Consider the following 18,248-nt stretch of genomic DNA (forward strand, 5'->3'; position numbering starts at 1 on the left):
TCGGGGCGCTACGTGAGGTACGAGAGGCCGGGGTGGACGGCCGTGTAGCCGTCGACGAGCCGCCGGGCGACGTTGACCGAGTCGACCAGCGGGTGCAGCGCGAAGGCCTTCACGGCCGTCCTGCGGGAGCCGGACTCGGCGGCGGACAGTACCTCGCGCTCGACGGCCTTGACCGAGCAGACCAGGCCGGTGGCGTGGCCGGGCAGCGGGTCGACGGCGACCGGGTGGGCGCCGTTGGCGTCGACGAGGCACGGGACCTCGATGACGGCGTCGGAGTCGAGGACCGACAGGGTGCTGCGGTTGCGGACGTTGAGGATCAGGGTCGTGCGCTCGTCGCGGGCGATGGCCCGCATCAACGCCAGCGCCACCTTCTCGTAGCCGCCGGACAGGTCGTCGGCGTCGCGTTCGCCGGCGCCGGCGGTCTCACGGTTCTCGGCCATGTAGGTGGCCTCGCGTTCGGCGCGGGTGGCGTCCCAGGCCCGCAGCGCGGGGGCGTCCGGGTCGCGCATCTCCTCGTAGAAACGGGCCTGTTGGTCACGGAGGAAGGCGCCGCGCGTCCGCTCGGCCTCCTGGTAGGCGCGGACGGCCTCGCGGTTGAAGTAGTAGTAGTGCAGGTACTCGTTGGGGATCGCGCCCAGCGATCGCAGCCAGTCGACGCCGAAGAGCTTGCCCTCCTCGAAGGAGCCGAGCAGCTCGGGGTCGGCGAGCAGGCGTGGCAGTTCGTCGCGGCCGGCGACGCGCAGGCCGCGCACCCAGCCGAGGTGGTTGAGGCCGACGTAGTCGATCCACGCCTGTGCCGGGTTCTTCACGCCGAGCACGCGGGCGATACGGCGGCCCAGGCCGACCGGCGAGTCGCAGATGCCGATGACGCGGTCGCCGAGGTGGCGGGACATGGCCTCGGTGACCAGTCCGGCGGGGTTGGTGAAGTTGATGACCCAGGCGTCGGGGGCGAGGCGGGCGACGCGCCGGGCGATGTCGACGGCGACCGGGACCGTGCGCAGGCCGTAGGCGATGCCGCCCGCGCCGACCGTCTCCTGGCCGAGGACGCCCTCGGCGAGCGCGACCCGCTCGTCGTTCGCCCTGCCCTCCAGGCCGCCGACGCGGATCGCGGAGAAGACGAAGTCGGCGCCGCGCAGGGCCTCGTCGAGGTCGGTGGTGGCGGTGACCTCGGGCGCGTCGGGGACACCGGCGGCTTGTTCCGCCAGTACTCGCGTGACCGCGTCCAGACGACGGGGGTCCAGGTCGTGCAGCACGACATGGGTGACCCGGCCCTCGGCGTGGTCCCCGAGGAGCGCCCCGTACACGAGCGGCACCCGGAATCCGCCGCCGCCCAGAATCGTCAGCCTCACGCTCGTACCTTTCCTGCCACGACCACCTCGACACCGGCCTCCTCCAGGGAGGCCCGCGTCGCCGCGTTCACCGGCGCGTTCGTCACCACCACGTCCAGGTCCTCGGGACCGCAGACCTTCGCCATACCCGTACCCGGGAACTTCGCCGCGTCCGCGAGCAGTACGACCTTTTCACCGGCCCTGATCATGGCCCGCTTGACCGGCACCTCGACGACGGTCGTGTCCATCACCTGCCCGCCCGGCCGCACCCCGCTGGTGCCGAGGAAGAGCCAGTCGGCGTGCAGCTGGCGCAGGTTGTCCTCGGTGAGGAACCCGACCAGGGAGCGGTACTCGCGGCGGACCATGCCGCCGAGCAGCACCAGTTCGATGCCCTCGTCGTCGGCGAGTTCCTCGTAGACCACCAGGTTGCTGGTGATCACGGTGAGCCGGCGGCCGTGCAGCTGGCGGGCCAGCCGGTAGGCGGTGGTGCCGATGTCGAGCAGCACCGACTGACCGTCCTCGATCATCGCGGCCGCGTGCGCGGCTATGGCGTCCTTCTCGGGCACGCGGACCTCGGCAACCTCGGCGAAGGGCTGGTCGCCCTCCTCGGCCACGGCGCCGCCGTGCACCCGGGTGAGCAGTCCGTCCTCCTCCAGTTTCACCAGGTCACGGCGGATGGTGGCGGGGCTCACGCCGAGTTGCTCGGAGAGGTCGGTCACGGCGGCGGGGCCGCCGGAGCGCAGGGCGCGCAGGATGAGTTGGTGTCGTCGTTCTGCCAGCACGCCGTGAACAGTACTCGTCATTCGCAATCATTTCCATGCTCACTTCTGCTCGGGTATTGACCAAACCCTCGGAGCGGCGCACGATTCCCGTCAACTCCCGTCAGCGAAGTTGACGACTTTTGAGCGAGAGGATGTGCGCGTGGACGATCAACGGCCCGATGTGCTGCTGACCGGGCTGCTCTTCTACGACCTCGTCCTCACGGGTCTGGGCAGGCCGCCGACGCCGGGCGAGGAGATCTGGACGTCCGGCATGGGCTGCGGCCCGGGCGGGATCGCCAACCTGGCGGTTGCCGCCTCCCGGTTCGGACTGTCGACGTCCCTCGCCACTGTCTTCGGCGACGACTTCTACGGCGCGTACCTCCGTGACGTCCTCGCCGGTCAGGAGGGCGTCGACCTCACGCTCTCCCGTACGGCGGACGGCTGGCACACCCCGGTCACCGTCTCGCTCGCCCACGGTCACGACCGGGCCCTCGTCACCCACGGCCAGGAACCGCCGTACTCCCAGGACGTACTCATGGGCGACCCGCCCGAGGCGATCACCGCCCTCGTGCACATCGAGGCCGAGCCGCACGACTGGCTCGCCAAGGCCGTCGCGAACGGCACCCGGATCTACGCCGACGTCGGCTGGGACCCCACCCAGCGCTGGTCGACCGACCTCCTCGACCAGCTGTCCCTCTGCCATGCCTTCCTCCCCAACGAGGCCGAGGCCATGGCCTACACCCGCACCGACAGCGCGGTCGCGGCCCTGGGCGTCCTGTCCGAACTGGTGCCGGTGGCCGTGGTGACCCGGGGCGGTGACGGCGCGGTCGCCGTCGACCAGACCACGGGCGAGTACGCGGAGGTGCCCGCCCTGGACGTCGAGGTCCTGGACGCCACCGGTGCCGGGGACGTCTTCGGGGCGAGCTTCGTCGCGGCCTCGCTGGGCGGCTGGCCGCTGGCCGAGCGGCTGCGGTTCGCGGTGCTGGCGGCGGGGCTCTCCGTACGGCACCACGGCGGGGCGCTGGCGGCCCCCGGCTGGTACGGCGTCGACCAGTGGTGGCGCTCGCTGACCGACCCCGACCTGCGACAGGCGTACGGCTTCCTGGCCGACCGGCTTCCGGCGGATCCCGGGCCGCCGGTGACGTACGCCCCGGTGACCCCACCCGCGCGGCAGTACTGACTCTCCGTTTCCACTGCGAAGTCCCGAACAGATCCGAAAGGCGGTGGGAGCTGTGCGGCTCTCACGAAGAGGCCTGCTGCGCGCGGGCCTGGCCGGTACGGCCGCCACGGCGCTCGGCGGCCTGGCGTCCGGCTGCGCCGTTCCGACCGGTTCGACCGGCCGGAACATGGTCCTGTGGTACTGGAGCGGCGGTCTGAGCGACACCGTCGTCAAGGAGGCCAGGGCCCGCTACGACGACGTCGTCACCCTCAAGGCCCAGCAGATCGGCGGCTACTACCGGCCCAAGCTGATCACCACCATGGCCGGCCGTGCCCACATCCCCGACATCGCGGGGCTCAAGGGCGAGGACATGGCCTCCTACCTGCCCAACGCCGACCAGTTCGTGGACCTGCGCACGCTCGGCGCCGACAAGCTCAAGGGCCAGTACCTGGACTGGAAGTGGCAGCAGGCGGTCGCCCCGGACGGCAGCCTCATCGGGTTCCCGATCGACGTGGGACCGGTCGTGCAGTACTACCAGCCCGCCGTCTACGACAAGGCCGGACTGCCGTCCGAGCCCGACGACGTCTCCCGCGAGATGGACACCTGGGAGAAGTTCTTCGCGGCGGGCGAGCAACTGAAGAAGCGGATACCGGGAACGTACATCCTCACCGACGTCGGCAGCGTCTTCGAGATGTCGATCGGCCAGGGCACCACGCGGTTCGTGGACAGGGACCGTCACTTCATCGGCGACGGCGAGCACGTCCGCACCTGCTGGGACCGGGCCGTGGAGGCCAAGCGTCGCGGGATCGTGTCGAACATCGTGACGGGCACGCCCGACTCGATCTCGGCCACCGAGAAGGGCCACCTGCCCAGCCAGCTCAACGCCTCCTGGGCGGCCGGCGACCTCAAGCTGCAGTATCCGAAGACCGAGGGCAACTGGCGGGTCGCCGACTGCCCCGGCGGTCCCTCGAACGTCGGCGGCTCGTTCCTGTCGATCACCAAGGCGTGCCGGGAGCCGGAGCGGGCCTTCGAGATCATCGCCTGGATGCTCAACGCCGACAACCAGGCGCAGGGGTTCGTCGAGGCCGGGCTCTTCCCGTCCACCCCCGCCTCGTACGGGATGAAGAAGCTGCGCGAGCCGGACCCGTTCTTCGGCGACCAGATCACGATGGACGTCTACGGCCCGGCCGCCGAGAAGATCCCGGTCGCCTACAACAGCCCGTACGACGTCGCACTCGGGCAGCCGATCCGGGACGAGATCAAGAACGTCGGTGTCCTCGGCAAGGACCCGGAGAAGGCCTGGAGTGACGCCATGAGCAAGTGCCGGCGTATCGCGGACCACCTGGGGGTGAGCCGCTGATGGCCACCCTCCCCGCAGTGGAGAAGCCCCCGGCGGCCTTGGCGGACACGCCCGCCGCGAAGCCCCGGACCGGCTTCCGCAAGCACTGGCACCTCTACGCCGCGATCTCCCCCTTCTATCTCCTCTTCCTCGCCTTCGGCCTGATCCCCGTCGGCTTCTCGCTCTACCTGTCCTTCCACCGCTGGGACGGTCTGGGCTCGATGGAGTGGGCGGGCCTGGCGCAGTACCAGTACCTGCTGACCGACAGCGACTTCTGGCAGTCGATCGGGAACACGATCGTCATCTGGGCACTGGCGACCTTCCCCATGATCTTCATCGCCATGGTGGCGGCCGTGATGCTCAACTCGGCGGTGCGTTTCAAGAACGTCTATCGCTTCGCGTACTTCCTGCCGAACGTCACCTCGATCGTCGCGGTCGCGATCATCTTCGGTTCCGTCTTCTCCACCAACTTCGGCCTGATGAACGCCCTGTTGCAGGCCGTCGGCCTGGACCAGGTGGCGTGGCTGAACACGCCGTGGGGCATCAAGGTCGCCATCGCCACGCTGATGACCTGGCAGTGGACCGGCTACAACGCGATTATCTTCCTCGCCGGTCTCCAGACCATCCCCAGCGACCTGTACGAGGCGGCGCGCATCGACGGCGCCGGTCCCGTGCAGACGTTCTTCCGGGTGACGCTGCCGCTGATGCGGCCGGTGCTGCTGTTCGTGCTGGTCGTCTCGACGGTCACCGGACTGCAGAGCTTCGCCGAGCCCCAGGTGCTGCTCCAGACCACGGCCAACGAGTCGACGTTCTCCGGCGGCCCCGACCACGCCGGCCGGACCATGGTCCTCTACTTCTTCCAGCAGACCTTCGACAACAACGACTTCGGCTACGGCGCCGCCGTGGCGTGGGGCATCTTCCTCGTCGTCGTCCTCTTCTCGATCATCAACTGGCGCCTGGTGCGGCGCCGGGGCGAAGCATAGGGAGGCCGGACCACCATGGCATCCACCATCAAGGGCTCCCGGCGCCGGGGCATCGCGCTCCACGCGGTCCTCGTCCTCGGCCTGCTGCTGTCGGCCTTCCCCTTCTACTGGGCCGTGATCATGTCGACGCACACGTCGACCGAGATCTTCTCCTACCCGCCGAAGCTGCTGCCCGGCCCGCACTTCCTGGAGAACGTCCGCCATCTGTTCGACAACATCGACTTCTTCGGGTCGATGCTCAACTCGCTGCTGGTCGCCGTCTCGGTGACCGTGCTGGTGCTGTTCTTCGACTCGCTGGCGGCCTTCGTCTTCGCGAAGTTCGAGTTCCCGGGACGGCGGCTGCTGTTCGGGCTGCTGATGGCCATCTTCATGGTGCCGGCGCAGCTGGCGGCCATCCCGCAGTTCGTGATCATGGCGAAGATCGGCTGGATCGGCTCGATGACCGCCCTGATCGTCCCGGCGGCGGCCAACGCGTTCGGCATCTTCTGGATGCGCCAGTACATGAAGGGCGCGATCCACGACGAACTGCTGGACGCCTCGAAGCTGGACGGCGCGGGCTTCCTGCGCCAGTACTGGCATGTGGCGCTCCCGGTGGTCCGCCCGGGCCTGGCCTTCCTCGGCATCTTCACGTTCATGGCCCAGTGGAACGACTACGCCTGGCCCCTGATCGCCCTCACCAACCCGGACAACGTGACCCTCCAGGTCGCCCTCTCCCAGCTGAACGGCAACCACGGCACCACCGACTACGGCATGGTGATGACCGGCGCGCTGCTCGCCCTCGTCCCGCTGCTGATCGTCTTCGCGATCGGCGCCCGGCAGATCATCGGCGACCTCGCCAAGGGGGCCGTCCGCGGATGACCGCACCCTTCGCCTGGCTCCGCCCCTGGGAGGCACCCGAGGTGACCTCCTGGGGGCGGCTGCCGATGTCGGCCGTGGACCGGCGTCACCAGGCCGTCTCCCTGGACGGCGAGTGGCGCTTCCAGCTGCTGCCCTCGCCGGACACACCGGTTGGCGACGCGTGGGGATCGTCGTACGTTCCCGGCGCCTGGACGCTCCAGGACACGGACGACCTGCCGGGGTACACCAACGTCCGGATGCCGTTCCCCGAGTTCCCGCCGCACGTACCCGCCGCCAACCCCACCGGGGTGTACGAGCGGGCGGTGGACGTACCGCAGGAGTGGGCGGGGCAGCGGATCGTGCTCCAGGTGGGGGCGGCCGAGAGCGTACTGCTCGTGCAGGTGGACGGGCGGCCGGTGGGGATCTCCAAGGACTCGCATCTGGCGGCCGAGTTCGATCTGACGGGGGTCGTGCGTCCCGGCTTCCCCGCCGTGGTCCGACTGACCGTGGTCAAGTGGTCGGACGCCTCGCACATCGAGGACCAGGACCAGTGGTGGCACGGCGGGATCACGCGGTCGGTGCTGCTGTACGCCACGGACCCGCTGCGTCTGGCGGACGTGACCGTGCGGGCGCGGCGCGGTGGTGAACTGCGGGTGGACTGTGCGGTACGCGGCCCGCTCCCCCAGGGCTGGTACGTCAGCGGCGACCTGGACGGGCAACTCCTCACCCAGGACACGGAGTTCGACCGGGCCAACGCCGACGACGAGCGCGTCTCCGACTTCCTCGGCGAGGCCCGCCTGCGCGCCACCGTGCCCGACGTGCGCACCTGGACCGCCGAGACACCCGAGCTCTACGGCCTGACCGTCCGGCTGCACCGACCCGACGGAACGGTCGCCGACACCTCGTACCACCGCGTCGGCTTCCGTGACGTCGAGATCGTCGGCCGGGACCTGCTGATCAACGGCGAGCGGGTGTTCATCCGGGGCGTGAACCGGCACGACTTCCATCCGCTGACCGGGCGCACGGTGTCGTACGACGACATGCGCGCGGACCTGGTGCTGCTGAAGCGCTTCGGCTTCAACGCGATCCGCACCGCCCACTACCCGAACGACCCCGCCCTGTACGACCTGGCCGACGAGCTCGGCTTCTACGTCGTCGACGAAGCGGACATCGAGTCGCACGACCACGCCCACGAGATCGCCGACGACCCGCGCTATCTGAACGCCTTCGTGGACCGCGTCTCGCGGATGGTCCTCCGCGACAAGAACCACCCGTCGGTCATCATCTGGTCGCTGGGCAACGAGTCCGACTACGGCGCGAACCACGACGCGGCGGCCGGCTGGGTGCGGCGGCACGATCCGACGCGGCCGGTGCAGTACGAGGGCGCGGCCAAGCGGGGCTGGGCGGATCCGGACGTGGCCTCCGACATCGCCTGCCCGATGTACGCGCCGATCGAGGAGTGCGTCGCCCACGCGCTGTCCGGGAAACAGACGAAACCGCTGATCCAGTGCGAGTACTCGCACGCCATGGGAAACAGCAACGGCACGCTGGCCGACCACTGGGCCGCCATCGAGGCCACCCCGGGTCTTCAGGGTGGCTTCATCTGGGAGTTCTGGGACCACGGCATTCTCCAGCGCGTGAGCGACGGAAGACCGGCCGGGCGCGCGGGCGCCGGGCTGTACGAGCGTGGCGTCGCCGGGCCCGGCCACCGCTGGGCGTACGGCGGCGACTTCGGCGAGGTGCCCCACGACGGCGCCTTCATCGCGGACGGTGTGGTCTTTCCGGACCGGACGCCCAAGCCGGTGCTGTACGAGCACCGGGAGATCGCGGCGCCGGTGCGGCTGGAGTGCCTGAGGCACGAGGGGCCGGTCGTCGTCAACCACCAGCACTTCCGGGGCCTGGACTGGCTGACCGCCGAGTGGCGGCTGTCCCTCGCGGACGGCCGGACACTGACCGCCCCGGCCGAGCTGCCCGATCTGCGTCCCGGTGAGTCGGCGGCGGTGCCGTTGCCGTTCGAGCTGCCGGAGGGCGAGGGCGAGGCCTGGCTGACGCTGAAGGTGATGACCGCGCGGGACGAGCCGTGGGCGCCGCGCGGCACGGTGGTGTGCCTGCCGCAGGTGCGTCTCAGGGCGACTCCTGTGCGGCGGACCCTCCCGGTGGCCGACCGGACCGTCGAGGTCGACGCCGACGGACTGCTGGTCCACCCCCTGCTCATCGCCGCCCCCACGCTGTCGCTGTGGCGGGCGCCCACCGACAACGACGAACTGGGCGGTATGGCGGACCGCTGGCGGGAGTGGGGGCTGGACGCGCCCGTCCGCAGACTGGTCGCCGTACGCCGGGCGCGTGCGAGCGTCGGCGTGCTCGCCGAGTACGCCTGCGAGGGCGGGGTCGTCCGGCACGAGCAGGTGTTCACGGCCGTCGAGGGCGGCATCCGCGTCGAGGAGTCGGCACAGCTGCCCGAGACGATGGACGACGTGGCCCGGGTCGGGTCGGTGTTCGAGACGGTGGCCGGGCTCAACCTGCTGGAGTGGTTCGGGCAGGGTCCCTGGGAGTCGTACCCGGACCGCAGCGCGGGCGCGCCCGTCGGCCATCACGCACTCCCCGTCGACGAGCTGTTCACCCCGTATCTGCGGCCACAGGAGAGCGGCGGCCGGCACGGCGTACGGCACTTCACGCTGTCCGCGCCGGACGCCACCGGACTCGCGGTGGAGCTGGGGCGGCCCAGCCAGATCTCCGTCACCCGCTACCGGGCCGCGGACCTCGCCGCGGCCGCCCACCACGACGAACTCGTCCCGCGCGCCGGCTGCGTCGTGCACATCGACGCCGCCCACCGCGGCCTGGGCACCGCCTCCTGCGGGCCCGACACCTCACCGGCGTACCTCGTCCCGACCGGCACCCACCGCTGGGGCTGGATCCTGCGCGTTCTCTGAACCCCCGCTCCCCTTCCCCCTTCTACGGAGCCCCAGTGTGTACTTCGCATGACCAGCAGCAGGAATCCCCGCAGGCCGACGCCGGCAGACGCAACTTCCTGCGCGCCACCGCGCTGATCGGCGCCGCCGCCACCGCCGGGGTCGCGCTCCCGGCCACCGCCGCCGAGGCCGCCGGGCAGGGCAGGTGGCGGCCGGATCCGGAGAGCCGGCGCTTCACGTTCGTCGTGATGCCCGACACGCAGTACCTGTTCGACGGCCCCAGCATCGACCCGAAGCCGATCGAGGCCTCGCTGCGCTACCTGCTGGAGCAGGGCCGCGAGGAGAACATCGTCTTCCTGTCCCACCTGGGCGACCTCACCGAGAACGGCACCACGGCCGAGGTCGAGGCGGCGAGCAGGGCGTTCCGGATCCTCGACCGGTACGGCGTCGGCTACAGCGTGCCGGCCGGCAACCACGACGTCCGCTCGTCGACGGACGACCAGCGCGGGCCGACCCCGTTCCTGGACGCCTTCGGGCCGGACCGCTTCGAGGGCAAGGACACCTTCGGCGGTGCCTCGCCCGACGGCTACAACACCTTCCACCTCTTCGAGGCGGCCGGGCGGGAGTGGCTGGTGCTCGCCCTGGACTGGCGGCTGTCGGCGAAAGGATTCGCCTGGGCGAAGGAGGTCATCGCCCGGCACCCGAAGGCCCCCGTCATCCTCACCACGCACGAACTGGTGTACGGCGACGACGCGCTCTCCTCGTACGGGCAGAAGCTCTGGGACCAGCTGATCGAGGACCACGACCAGATCTTCCTCACCCTCAACGGCCACTACTGGCCCGCCGCCCGCGCCACCCGGAAGAACGCCGCCGGGAACGACGTACACCTGCACCTGACGAACTACCAGAACCGCTACTACGGCGGCGCGGCGATGATCCGCCTCTACCGTTTCGACCTGGACCGGAACACCATCGACGTGGAGACGATCTCCCCGTGGATCCTGGGCCGGGCGGCGAAGGGGCTGAACGCGCTGGAGCGGCAGGAGCTCGAACTGACCGGTCCGGAGGACCGTTTCTCCGTGGCGATCGACTTCGAGCGGCGTTTCGCGGGCTTCGCCCCGGTGCCCGCCCGGCCCGCGCGACCGGCCTCGGAGCTGCTGGTGCGGGGCACGGTCGCGTACTGGCGCTTCGACGGGCACGGCGAGGGCGCGGCCGTGGACGGCACGGTCCGCGACCTGTCCGGGCGGGGCAACGACCTGACCGTCGTCCGGGTGGGCGACGGCACCCTCGCCTGGTCGGCCGACCACCACCCGGACCAGCCGGGGCACGGCAGCCTGCGGTTCCGCGGGGACAAGTCGCCGCTGGTGGGCGCGTATCTGCGCACGGTGGACGGGGCGCCGCTCAACTCGGCGACCTTCGAGCGCGGTTACACCGTCGAGGCCTTCTACAAGGTGCCGAGCACCTGGTCCGCGTCGCGCAACGCCTGGGGCGGGCTGGTGAGCCGAACCGGCACTGGTGGTGCCGCGGGCAAGACAGAGGGCGACCCGGAGGAGCCGCTCGCCACGCTGTCGCTGTCCGACGGGCCCGGCCCGCAGTGGGCCGTGCGGCCGGTCAACCAGCAGGGCATCGCCACCAACTGGGGCCACGAGACGGGCCGGGAGACCTGGTGGCACGTGGCCGTCGTCAACGACGGGCGGCACACCACGATGTACGTCGAGGGCTGCCCCGTCGTGCGCAATCCCACCCTCCGCTCGGTCGGACTCACCTCGCTCGGGCTGCCCTGGCTGCTCGGCGGCTACGAGTACGGGGGCCGGATCGACCAGATCCACAACGGATGGCTCGGTGACGTCCGGATCGTCGAACGCGCCCTGCCCGTCACCCAGTTCATGAACCACTGACCTCCTTGAGGAACCCGATGACCGAGCAGCAGCTCCCCGAGTGGGCCGACCCGTCCGTCCCGCCCGCCGACCTCGACGCGCAGGGCCTGTCCCGGCGCCAGCTCCTGGCCACCGCAGGCCTGTTCGGCACGACCTTCGCCCTGGGGTCCGCCTCCCCCGTGGCCGCCGGTGAGCGCCACCTCGGCGGCAGCGACCCCCGCCTGGCCTACCTGGTGGGCGACCACCACATCCACACCGTCTACAGCCACGACGCGAAGTACACCTTCTCCCAGCTGGCCAAGGCGGGCGCCAGGTACGGCCTGGACTGGATGGTGTTCACCGAGCACGCCAACTTCGGGCACGCCGACTTCGGCGCCGCGCTGGAGCACGAGGAGATCCGCAGGGCCCGCGCCGAGAACCCACGGCGGCTGATCTTCCAGGGCCTGGAGTGGTACATCCCGGCCGCCGAGCACTGCACGGTCTTCACCGCGCCCGGCCCCAACGAGGTCGACCTGCTCACCCGCTTCGAGCGCGCCTACGACGGCAAGCTGCTCGGCCGGTCCGAGGGCTCCCCCGGCCACGCCGACACGGCCCGCAACGAGGAGCACGCGGTCAAGGCGATCCAGTGGCTGGCCGAGCAGCGCCGCACCGGCTACGTCGACGACGTGCTCGTGCTCGCCAACCACCCGATGCGCCTCGGCATCGACTCCCCGCACGAGATGCGCGCCTGGCGGGACGCCGCCCCCGAGATCATGATCGGCATGGAGGGCGCGCCCGGCGCCCAGGGCGCGGCGATCCCCGGCCTGCGCGGTACGAACTCGATCCGCGGCGAGTACGAGAACAAGCCGTCCGCGCAGTCCTGGCCCGGCTACCCGGCGGACGCGTATCTGACGTACGGCGGCTTCGACTGGGCGACCGCGACGGTGGGCGGCCTGTGGGACGCGATGCTCTCCGAGGGCAAGCCGTTCTCGGTCACCACCAACTCCGACGCCCACCGGATCGTCTTCGACACCTGGAAGAACGGCGACTGGCAGCCGGGGCAGAACTTCGACAACACCGGCAGGCTGCCCGACCCGGTGAACACCGACACCCCGCAGCCCGGCAGCGACTTCTGGCCCGGCCAGTTCAGCCGCACCCACGTGGGCGTCACCCGCTACGGCTACGGCGCGGTGATGGCGGGCCTGCGCGCGGGCCGCGTCTGGGTGGACCACGGCCACCTGCTCGACGGCCTGGAGGTGCGCCTCCGCCGCGACCGCGACGACTCCCGGGGCGTGACGCTCGGCGGCCGGCTGCGGGTCCGCAAGGGCGAGCGGCTCACGCTGTACGTCACCGTGACGACCGCCTCGCGCCCCAACTCCGCCGGGATCCTGCCCGAGTTGGCGCACGTCGACGTCATCCGGGGCGCGATGCGCGGCCCGGCCGCCGACCGGGACAGCTGGCGCGCCCCCGACACCAGGGTCGTGCACACCCGGGACGTGGGTGGCCGCAGGGGGACGTACACGCTGCGTATTCCGCTCACCGCCGGGGACGAGTCGTTCTACGTCCGACTGCGCGGCAGCGACGGCAAGCGGCACGGCGCCGGCTACCTCGGTGCCTCCGTCGACCCGCACGGGCCGCTCACCCACGCGCCGGGCGACGGCGACCCGTGGGCGGACACGTGGTTCTACTCGAACCCCCTCTTCGTCGATGTGACGGGAGCGCGGTGAACCCACCCCCCGTCGACTGATCGACAGGGCGTACGGTGGGCCGCGTGACCACGGAAGAGTCGCTGCGGCCCCAGTCCCTGATGCTGACGTTCCTGGGCGACCAGGTGCTCGGCCGGGACGTGTGCGTGTACTCGGGCAGCGTCATCGACGTCTTCGCCCGCGCCGGCGTGGGCGAGCAGGCGACGCGTTCGACGCTGACCCGGATGGTGCAGCGCGGTCTGCTGCGCCGCCAGCGTGAGGGCCGCCGGATGTACTTCGGGCTGACCGAGCACTCGGCGGCCGTGCTGCGCGACGGCGAGCGGCGCATCTGGCAGACCGGCGCCGTCAACCGCCAGTGGGACGGCAGCTGGACCCTGCTCGGCTTCTCGCTGCCCGAGTCCTGGCAGCGCCGGCGCCACGATCTGCGCTCGAAACTCACCTGGAGCGGTTTCGGCCCGCTGTTCGGCGGGCTGTGGATCGCGCCCGGCGAGGTGGACGTGTCCGAGCTGGTCGCCGAGCTGGGCCTGGCCGCCCATGTGAAGGTGTTCCGGGCGCACGCCGACACCGGCACGGACATCGGCGCGATGATCGAGGAGACCTGGGAGCTGACCGAACTGGCGGCCCGCTACGAGGCGTTCGTACGACGCCGGCGGCCGTGGGAGACGGAGGTGCCGGAGCCGGACGAGGCCTTGGCTCGGCGGCTGGTGTTGCAGACCGAGTGGTTGCGGATCATTCGGCGGGATCCTCGGCTGCCGGTCGAGCATTTGCCCGACGGGTGGCCCGCGGAGCGGGCGGAGAGGGTGTTCCGGGCCGTGTATGAGCGGTTGACTCCGTTGGCCGAGGAGGCCGCGGGGAGGCTGCTCGACGTTGTGGCGGTTCGGTAGCGCCGCATGGGGTGCCACGGGCGTCGCCCGCCCCGGCGATCATGCGTAGAAGCGGGACAGGCTCTGCAGGACCGCCGCCGGCTTGGCGGCGCCCTCGATCTCGATCGTGCCGTCGACGGTGATCTGCACCCCGCCCGGCACCTCCTCGACCTCCGCCAGCTTCCCGGCCAGCCGGATCCGCGAGCCGACCTTCACCGGCGCCGGGAAGCGCACCTTGTTCAGGCCGTAGTTGACCTTGGTGGTGACGCCCTGGACGTCGAGCAGCTCGGTGAACAGGGGGATGAAGAGGGAGAGGGTGAGGTAGCCGTGCGCGATGGGGGCGCCGAAGGGGCCGTCCTTGGCGCGTTCGGGGTCCACGTGGATCCACTGGTGGTCGCCGGTCGCGTCGGCGAAGGTGTCGATCCGCTCCTGGGTGACCTCGATCCACTCACTGGTGCCCAGGTCGCCGCCGGCGAGCTTCTTCAGTTCGTCGAGGCCGTTGACGGTGATGCTCATGCTGCTGTCCTTCACTGGGAGTTGCCGTAGGTCTTGCGGACCCGGGACTTCAGGAGCTTTCCGGAGGCGGTGCGCGGCAGTTCCGCCGCGATCACCACCGACTTGGGGATCTTGTACTTGGCGAGACGTCCGGCCAGGGACGCCAGCACCTCGTCGGGGTCGAGCGCGGCGCCCTCGCGCGGCACGACGACCGCGCGCGGCACCTCGCCCCACTTGTCGTCCGGTACGCCGATCACCGCGCACTCGACTATGTCCGGGTGGGCGAGGAGCTGGTCCTCGATCTCGGCGGGGTAGATGTTCTCCCCACCGGAGATGATCATGTCCTTGATGCGGTCGACGATGAACACGTAACCGTCCTCGTCGACCTGGGCGGCGTCGCCGCTGCGGAACCAGCCGTCCGCGAAGGACGCGGCCGTCTCCTCGGGCAGCCCCCAGTAACCGGGCATGACGTGCGGCCCGCGCACCACGACCTCGCCCACCTCGCCGGCGTCCACCGGCGCGAGGTCGGGCCGTACCACCCGGACGTCGCTGAAGAAGTGCGGCACACCCGCCGAACCGGCCTTGCTGACGGCGTGTTCGGCGTCGAGGAAGAGCGTGCCGGGCGCGGCCTCCGTCATGCCGTAGCCCTGGAGGAAGGTCAGGCCGCGCTCCTGGTACGCCGCGATCAGCGGGGTCGGGACCGGGGAGCCGCCGCAGGTCAGGATCCGCAGGGACGACAGGTCGGCGTCCGGCCAGCGCGGGTGCCGGGCCACCTGGTCGAACATCGTCGGCACCCCGAACATGAAGGTGATCCGGTGCCGTTCGATCAGGTCGAAGGTGGCCGCCGGGTCGAACGCCTCGACCAGCACGCAGGTGCCGCCCTTGAGCAGCACCGGCAGGGTCAGCATGTTCAGCCCGGCGGTGTGGAACAACGGGGCGCAGACCAGGGCGCGTTCGTCGGCGATCAGGTCGGTGTCGACCAGGACGTTGATCGCGTTCCAGGTCAGGTTGCCGTGGGTGAGCATCGCGCCCTTGGGGCGGCCGGTCGTTCCCGAGGTGTACATGATGATGCAGGTGTCGTCGGCGCCGACCGGTTCGTCGATCGGCTCCCCGGCCGCCTCGGCGAGCGCGGCCTCGTACTCGGGGCCGACCTCGACGTACGTCCGTACGTCGATGCTGCCGGGCAGCCCGGCGACGAGCCCGGCGTGCCCCGGACCGTAGACGAGCGCCTTCGCGCCGGAGTCCGCGAGCTGGTAGGCGATCTCGGGGCCGGCGAGGCGGATGTTGAGCGGGACGAAGACCGCGCCGAGCGTGCCCGCCGCGAACAGCGTCTCCAGGAAGGAGGGGTGGTTCGGGCCGAGGTAGGCGATCCGGTCGCCGCGCCGCACGCCCCGGGCGCGCAGGGCGTGGGCGAGGCGGGTGACGCGTACGTACAGCGTGCGGTAGTCGGTCGGCGTCTCGCCGTGGATCAGGGCGGTGCGGTGGGGTGTCTTGCGGGCCCGGCGTGCGGGCCAGGACCCCAGTCCCTCGTTGCGCATCGGGGCGCCCCTTTACGGTTTCGTCAGCCCGAGCAGGCGGGCGGCGTTCTCCTTGAGGATCCTCGGCCTGACCTCGTCCTTGATCGACAGCTTCGCGAAGTCGGCGAGCCAGCGGTCGGGGGTGAGGACGGGGAAGTCGGAGCCGAAGAGGACCTTGTCCTTCAGCAGCGTGTTGGCGTACTGCACCAGTTGCGGCGGGAAGTACTTCGGCGACCAGCCGGACAGGTCGATGTGCACGCCCGGCTTGTGCGTGGCGACGGCCAGCGCCTCGTCCTGCCAGGGGAACGACGGGTGCGCCAGGATGATCTTCAGGTGCGGGAAGTCGGCGGCCACGTCGTCCACGTGCAGCGGGTTCGAGTACTTCAGCCGGATCCCGCCCCCGCCGGGCACGCCCGCGCCGATGCCGGTCTGGCCGGTGTGGAACAGGGCGATCGTGCCGGTCTCCTCGATGACCTCGTACAGGTCGTACGCCACCGAGCGGTCGTTGGGGAAGAAGCCCTGGATGCTGGGGTGGAACTTGAAGCCCTTCACCCCGTACTCCTCGACCAGGCGCCGCGCCTGCCGCACGCCCGCCTTTCCCCGGAAGGGGTCGATGGACGCGAAGGGGATGAGGACGTCCGCGTTGGCGGCGGCCGCCTCGGCGACCTCCTCGTTGGGGACCGGGCGCGTGCCGGTGGCGGACTCGGCGTCCACCGTGAAGATCACGGCGGCCATCCTCCGCTCGCGGTAGTACGCCGCCGTCTCCTGAAGCGTCGGCTTCCGCTTGCCCTCGACCTTGAAGTAGGCGGAGGAGGCGTCGTGCAGGTCGTCGTCCAGGGAGGAGTGGCCCTTGGCGGACACCTCCGCGTGGGTGTGGACGTCGATGGCGACCAGTTCACTGATGTCCATCACGCCTCCGGGAGCTGCGGCGCCGGGATACCGACCGTCTGGAGTTCGGCGCCCACCGAGGTGGCCCACGCGTCGGCCAGGCTGTCCGGCGTCCAGCCGCCGTCGGCGTATGCCGCCCTGATCTCCTGCGGATGCGACCAGAGTGCCACCTTGTCACCACCGATGCCGATGCACTGACCGGTCACCCCGCGCGCCTGCTCGGACGCGAGGAACGGGACGAGGGCCGCGCAGTCCTCGGGGTGCCGAAGCCCTCGCCCTTGCGGAGGAAGTCCGGGAGCGGCTCGCCGTTCCTCATGGCCTCGATGTACGGGGCGAAGGCGGGGATGGTCTCGGTCATCGCGGTCGCGGCGACCGGCACGATCGCGTTGACGGTGATGTTCGCCCGGCCCAGCTCCATCGACCAGGTACGGGCCATGGCGGCGATACCGGCTTTCGCGGCGGCGTAGTTGGTCTGCCCGAAGTTGCCCCGCTGCCCGGCCGGGGAGCCGACCAGGATCAGGCTGCCGCCCTCGCCCTGCTCGCGCATCCGGACGGCGGCGGCTCGGGCGCAGGTGAAGGTGCCCTTGAGGTGGGTGGTGATGACGGCGTCGAAGTCGTCGTCGGTCATCTTCCACAGCACCTTGTCGCGCAGGATGCCCGCGTTGGTGACCAGGACGTCGAGCCGGCCGAACTCCTCGACCGCGCGCCCGACGAGCCGGTCGGCGGCCTCGGACGTGCCGACCGCGACCACCTCGGCCACGGCGGTGCCGCCCGCCTCGGTGATGGATTTCACGGCCGCCTCGGCCACGGCCTCGTCGATGTCGTTGACGACCACCGAGGCGCCGTGGGCGGCGAGGGCGTGCGCGTAGGCGAGGCCGAGGCCCCGGCCGCTGCCGGTGACGACGGCGGCCTTGCCGGTGAGATCGATGCTGGGCACGGGTGGGTGGTCCCTTCGCATGGGGTGCGGCTTCGAGATCGAAGTTAAGAGCAATAATTGGTGACGTCAATAGTTGTTCCCGACCGCCAGGCTGCGAAAGACTGGGGCCATGAAGGCAAACACTGGGTCCACGAAGGCGACGACCCCGATCGACGCGAACGAGCCGTGGATGCGTGCACTGCACGCGGACACCGGCTATCTGCTCTACCGGCTGGGCCTGCGCTCCGGGCAGCTGTTCAACTCCTGCCTCCAGGAGTCCGGACTGCGCCTGCGCCATTACGCGGTGCTGCGCTTCCTCGCCACCTGCGAGGGCGCCCTCCAGCGCGAGCTGAGCACCCGCCTCGGCTACGACCCGAGCGCGATCGTCGGCCTGGTGGACGACCTGGAGAAGGCGGGCTTCGCCGAGCGCCGCCCCTCCCCCGACGACCGCCGCAGCCGGATCGTCGTCCTCGCCGAGGCCGGCCGCGCCTTCCTGCGCGACACCGACGAGGCGGGCCTGAAGGTGACCAACGAACTCCTCCAGCCGCTCGACGCGAGCGAGCGCGAGACGCTCCAGGCCCTGCTGCTGCGGATCGCCGAGGACGGACTGGATTGATGTTGTGCAAATGATTGACGGCTGCACGGTCAGTGCCTAACTTCACGGAGGCATCGGCACCGTCCCCCAGGGAGC

The 18,248-nt window shown here is 70.8% G+C and carries 14 protein-coding genes and 1 pseudogene; 9 read left to right on the forward strand and 6 right to left on the reverse strand.

Translation table 11 applies throughout. The features are described 5' to 3' along the window. Positions 1-8 precede the first annotated feature (8 nt). Complete coding sequence (locus I2W78_RS04140; protein ID WP_196457054.1) at positions 9-1,349, reverse strand: 6-phospho-beta-glucosidase; 1,341 nt, start codon at positions 1,347-1,349, stop codon at positions 9-11. After that, complete coding sequence (locus I2W78_RS04145) at positions 1,346-2,110, reverse strand: DeoR/GlpR family DNA-binding transcription regulator (RefSeq protein WP_196464398.1); 765 nt, start codon at positions 2,108-2,110, stop codon at positions 1,346-1,348. Before I2W78_RS04145 ends, I2W78_RS04140 begins: the two co-directional genes overlap by 4 nt. Before the next feature lie 139 nt (positions 2,111-2,249). Between I2W78_RS04145 and I2W78_RS04150 the strand changes: the two genes are divergently transcribed. The 8 genes from I2W78_RS04150 to I2W78_RS04185 are packed head-to-tail and all read left to right on the forward strand — an operon-like array spanning position 2,250 to position 13,762. Next, on the forward strand, positions 2,250-3,269 hold the full coding sequence (locus tag I2W78_RS04150; protein ID WP_196457056.1) for a carbohydrate kinase family protein: 1,020 nt from the start codon (positions 2,250-2,252) through the stop codon (positions 3,267-3,269). 52 nt (positions 3,270-3,321) lie between these two features. Beyond that, positions 3,322-4,608 carry an extracellular solute-binding protein gene (locus I2W78_RS04155; protein ID WP_196457058.1) on the forward strand — a complete coding sequence of 429 codons (1,287 nt, stop codon included), beginning with the start codon at positions 3,322-3,324 and terminating at the stop codon, positions 4,606-4,608. After that, complete coding sequence (locus I2W78_RS04160; RefSeq protein WP_196457060.1) at positions 4,608-5,570, forward strand: carbohydrate ABC transporter permease; 963 nt, start codon at positions 4,608-4,610, stop codon at positions 5,568-5,570. The genes I2W78_RS04155 and I2W78_RS04160 overlap by 1 nt, the downstream gene beginning before the upstream one ends. A 15-nt stretch (positions 5,571-5,585) precedes the next feature. After that, positions 5,586-6,428 (forward strand): carbohydrate ABC transporter permease, encoded by an 843-nt coding sequence (locus I2W78_RS04165; protein ID WP_196457061.1) that lies wholly within the window; start codon positions 5,586-5,588, stop codon positions 6,426-6,428. Then, on the forward strand, positions 6,425-9,337 hold the full coding sequence (locus I2W78_RS04170) for a glycoside hydrolase family 2 TIM barrel-domain containing protein (protein ID WP_196457063.1): 2,913 nt from the start codon (positions 6,425-6,427) through the stop codon (positions 9,335-9,337). Before I2W78_RS04165 ends, I2W78_RS04170 begins: the two co-directional genes overlap by 4 nt. A 35-nt stretch (positions 9,338-9,372) precedes the next feature. After that, the gene (locus I2W78_RS04175) at positions 9,373-11,214 is read left to right on the forward strand and encodes a LamG-like jellyroll fold domain-containing protein (RefSeq protein WP_196457065.1); all 1,842 of its coding nucleotides are present in this window, start codon (positions 9,373-9,375) and stop codon (positions 11,212-11,214) included. A 17-nt stretch (positions 11,215-11,231) separates the two neighbouring features. Continuing rightward, complete coding sequence (locus tag I2W78_RS04180; protein WP_196457067.1) at positions 11,232-12,899, forward strand: PHP domain-containing protein; 1,668 nt, start codon at positions 11,232-11,234, stop codon at positions 12,897-12,899. A 44-nt stretch (positions 12,900-12,943) separates the two neighbouring features. Continuing rightward, positions 12,944-13,762: a PaaX family transcriptional regulator gene (locus I2W78_RS04185; protein ID WP_307783587.1), complete on the forward strand. Its 819-nt coding sequence runs from the start codon at positions 12,944-12,946 to the stop codon at positions 13,760-13,762. A 39-nt stretch (positions 13,763-13,801) separates the two neighbouring features. Here the strand turns inward: I2W78_RS04185 and I2W78_RS04190 are convergent, their stop codons facing one another. From I2W78_RS04190 to I2W78_RS04205, 4 genes and pseudogenes are all read right to left on the reverse strand, one after another. After that, positions 13,802-14,257, reverse strand: coding sequence for a MaoC family dehydratase (locus I2W78_RS04190; protein WP_196457069.1), 456 nt, complete (start codon positions 14,255-14,257; stop codon positions 13,802-13,804). A gap of 11 nt (positions 14,258-14,268) precedes the next feature. Then, the gene (locus I2W78_RS04195; protein WP_196457071.1) at positions 14,269-15,774 is read right to left on the reverse strand and encodes an acyl-CoA synthetase; all 1,506 of its coding nucleotides are present in this window, start codon (positions 15,772-15,774) and stop codon (positions 14,269-14,271) included. Between the two features lie 12 nt (positions 15,775-15,786). Continuing rightward, positions 15,787-16,662 (reverse strand): amidohydrolase family protein, encoded by an 876-nt coding sequence (locus I2W78_RS04200; RefSeq protein ID WP_196457073.1) that lies wholly within the window; start codon positions 16,660-16,662, stop codon positions 15,787-15,789. After that, positions 16,662-17,578: pseudogene (locus I2W78_RS04205) on the reverse strand (SDR family NAD(P)-dependent oxidoreductase). Before I2W78_RS04205 ends, I2W78_RS04200 begins: the two are co-directional and overlap by 1 nt. 109 nt (positions 17,579-17,687) lie before the next feature. Between I2W78_RS04205 and I2W78_RS04210 the strand changes: the two are divergent. After that, positions 17,688-18,173: a MarR family winged helix-turn-helix transcriptional regulator gene (locus tag I2W78_RS04210; RefSeq protein ID WP_230885316.1), complete on the forward strand. Its 486-nt coding sequence runs from the start codon at positions 17,688-17,690 to the stop codon at positions 18,171-18,173. Positions 18,174-18,248 lie beyond the last annotated feature (75 nt).

The sequence above is a fragment of the Streptomyces spinoverrucosus genome, from assembly GCF_015712165.1.
In the GTDB taxonomy this organism is placed as follows: domain Bacteria; phylum Actinomycetota; class Actinomycetes; order Streptomycetales; family Streptomycetaceae; genus Streptomyces; species Streptomyces spinoverrucosus_A.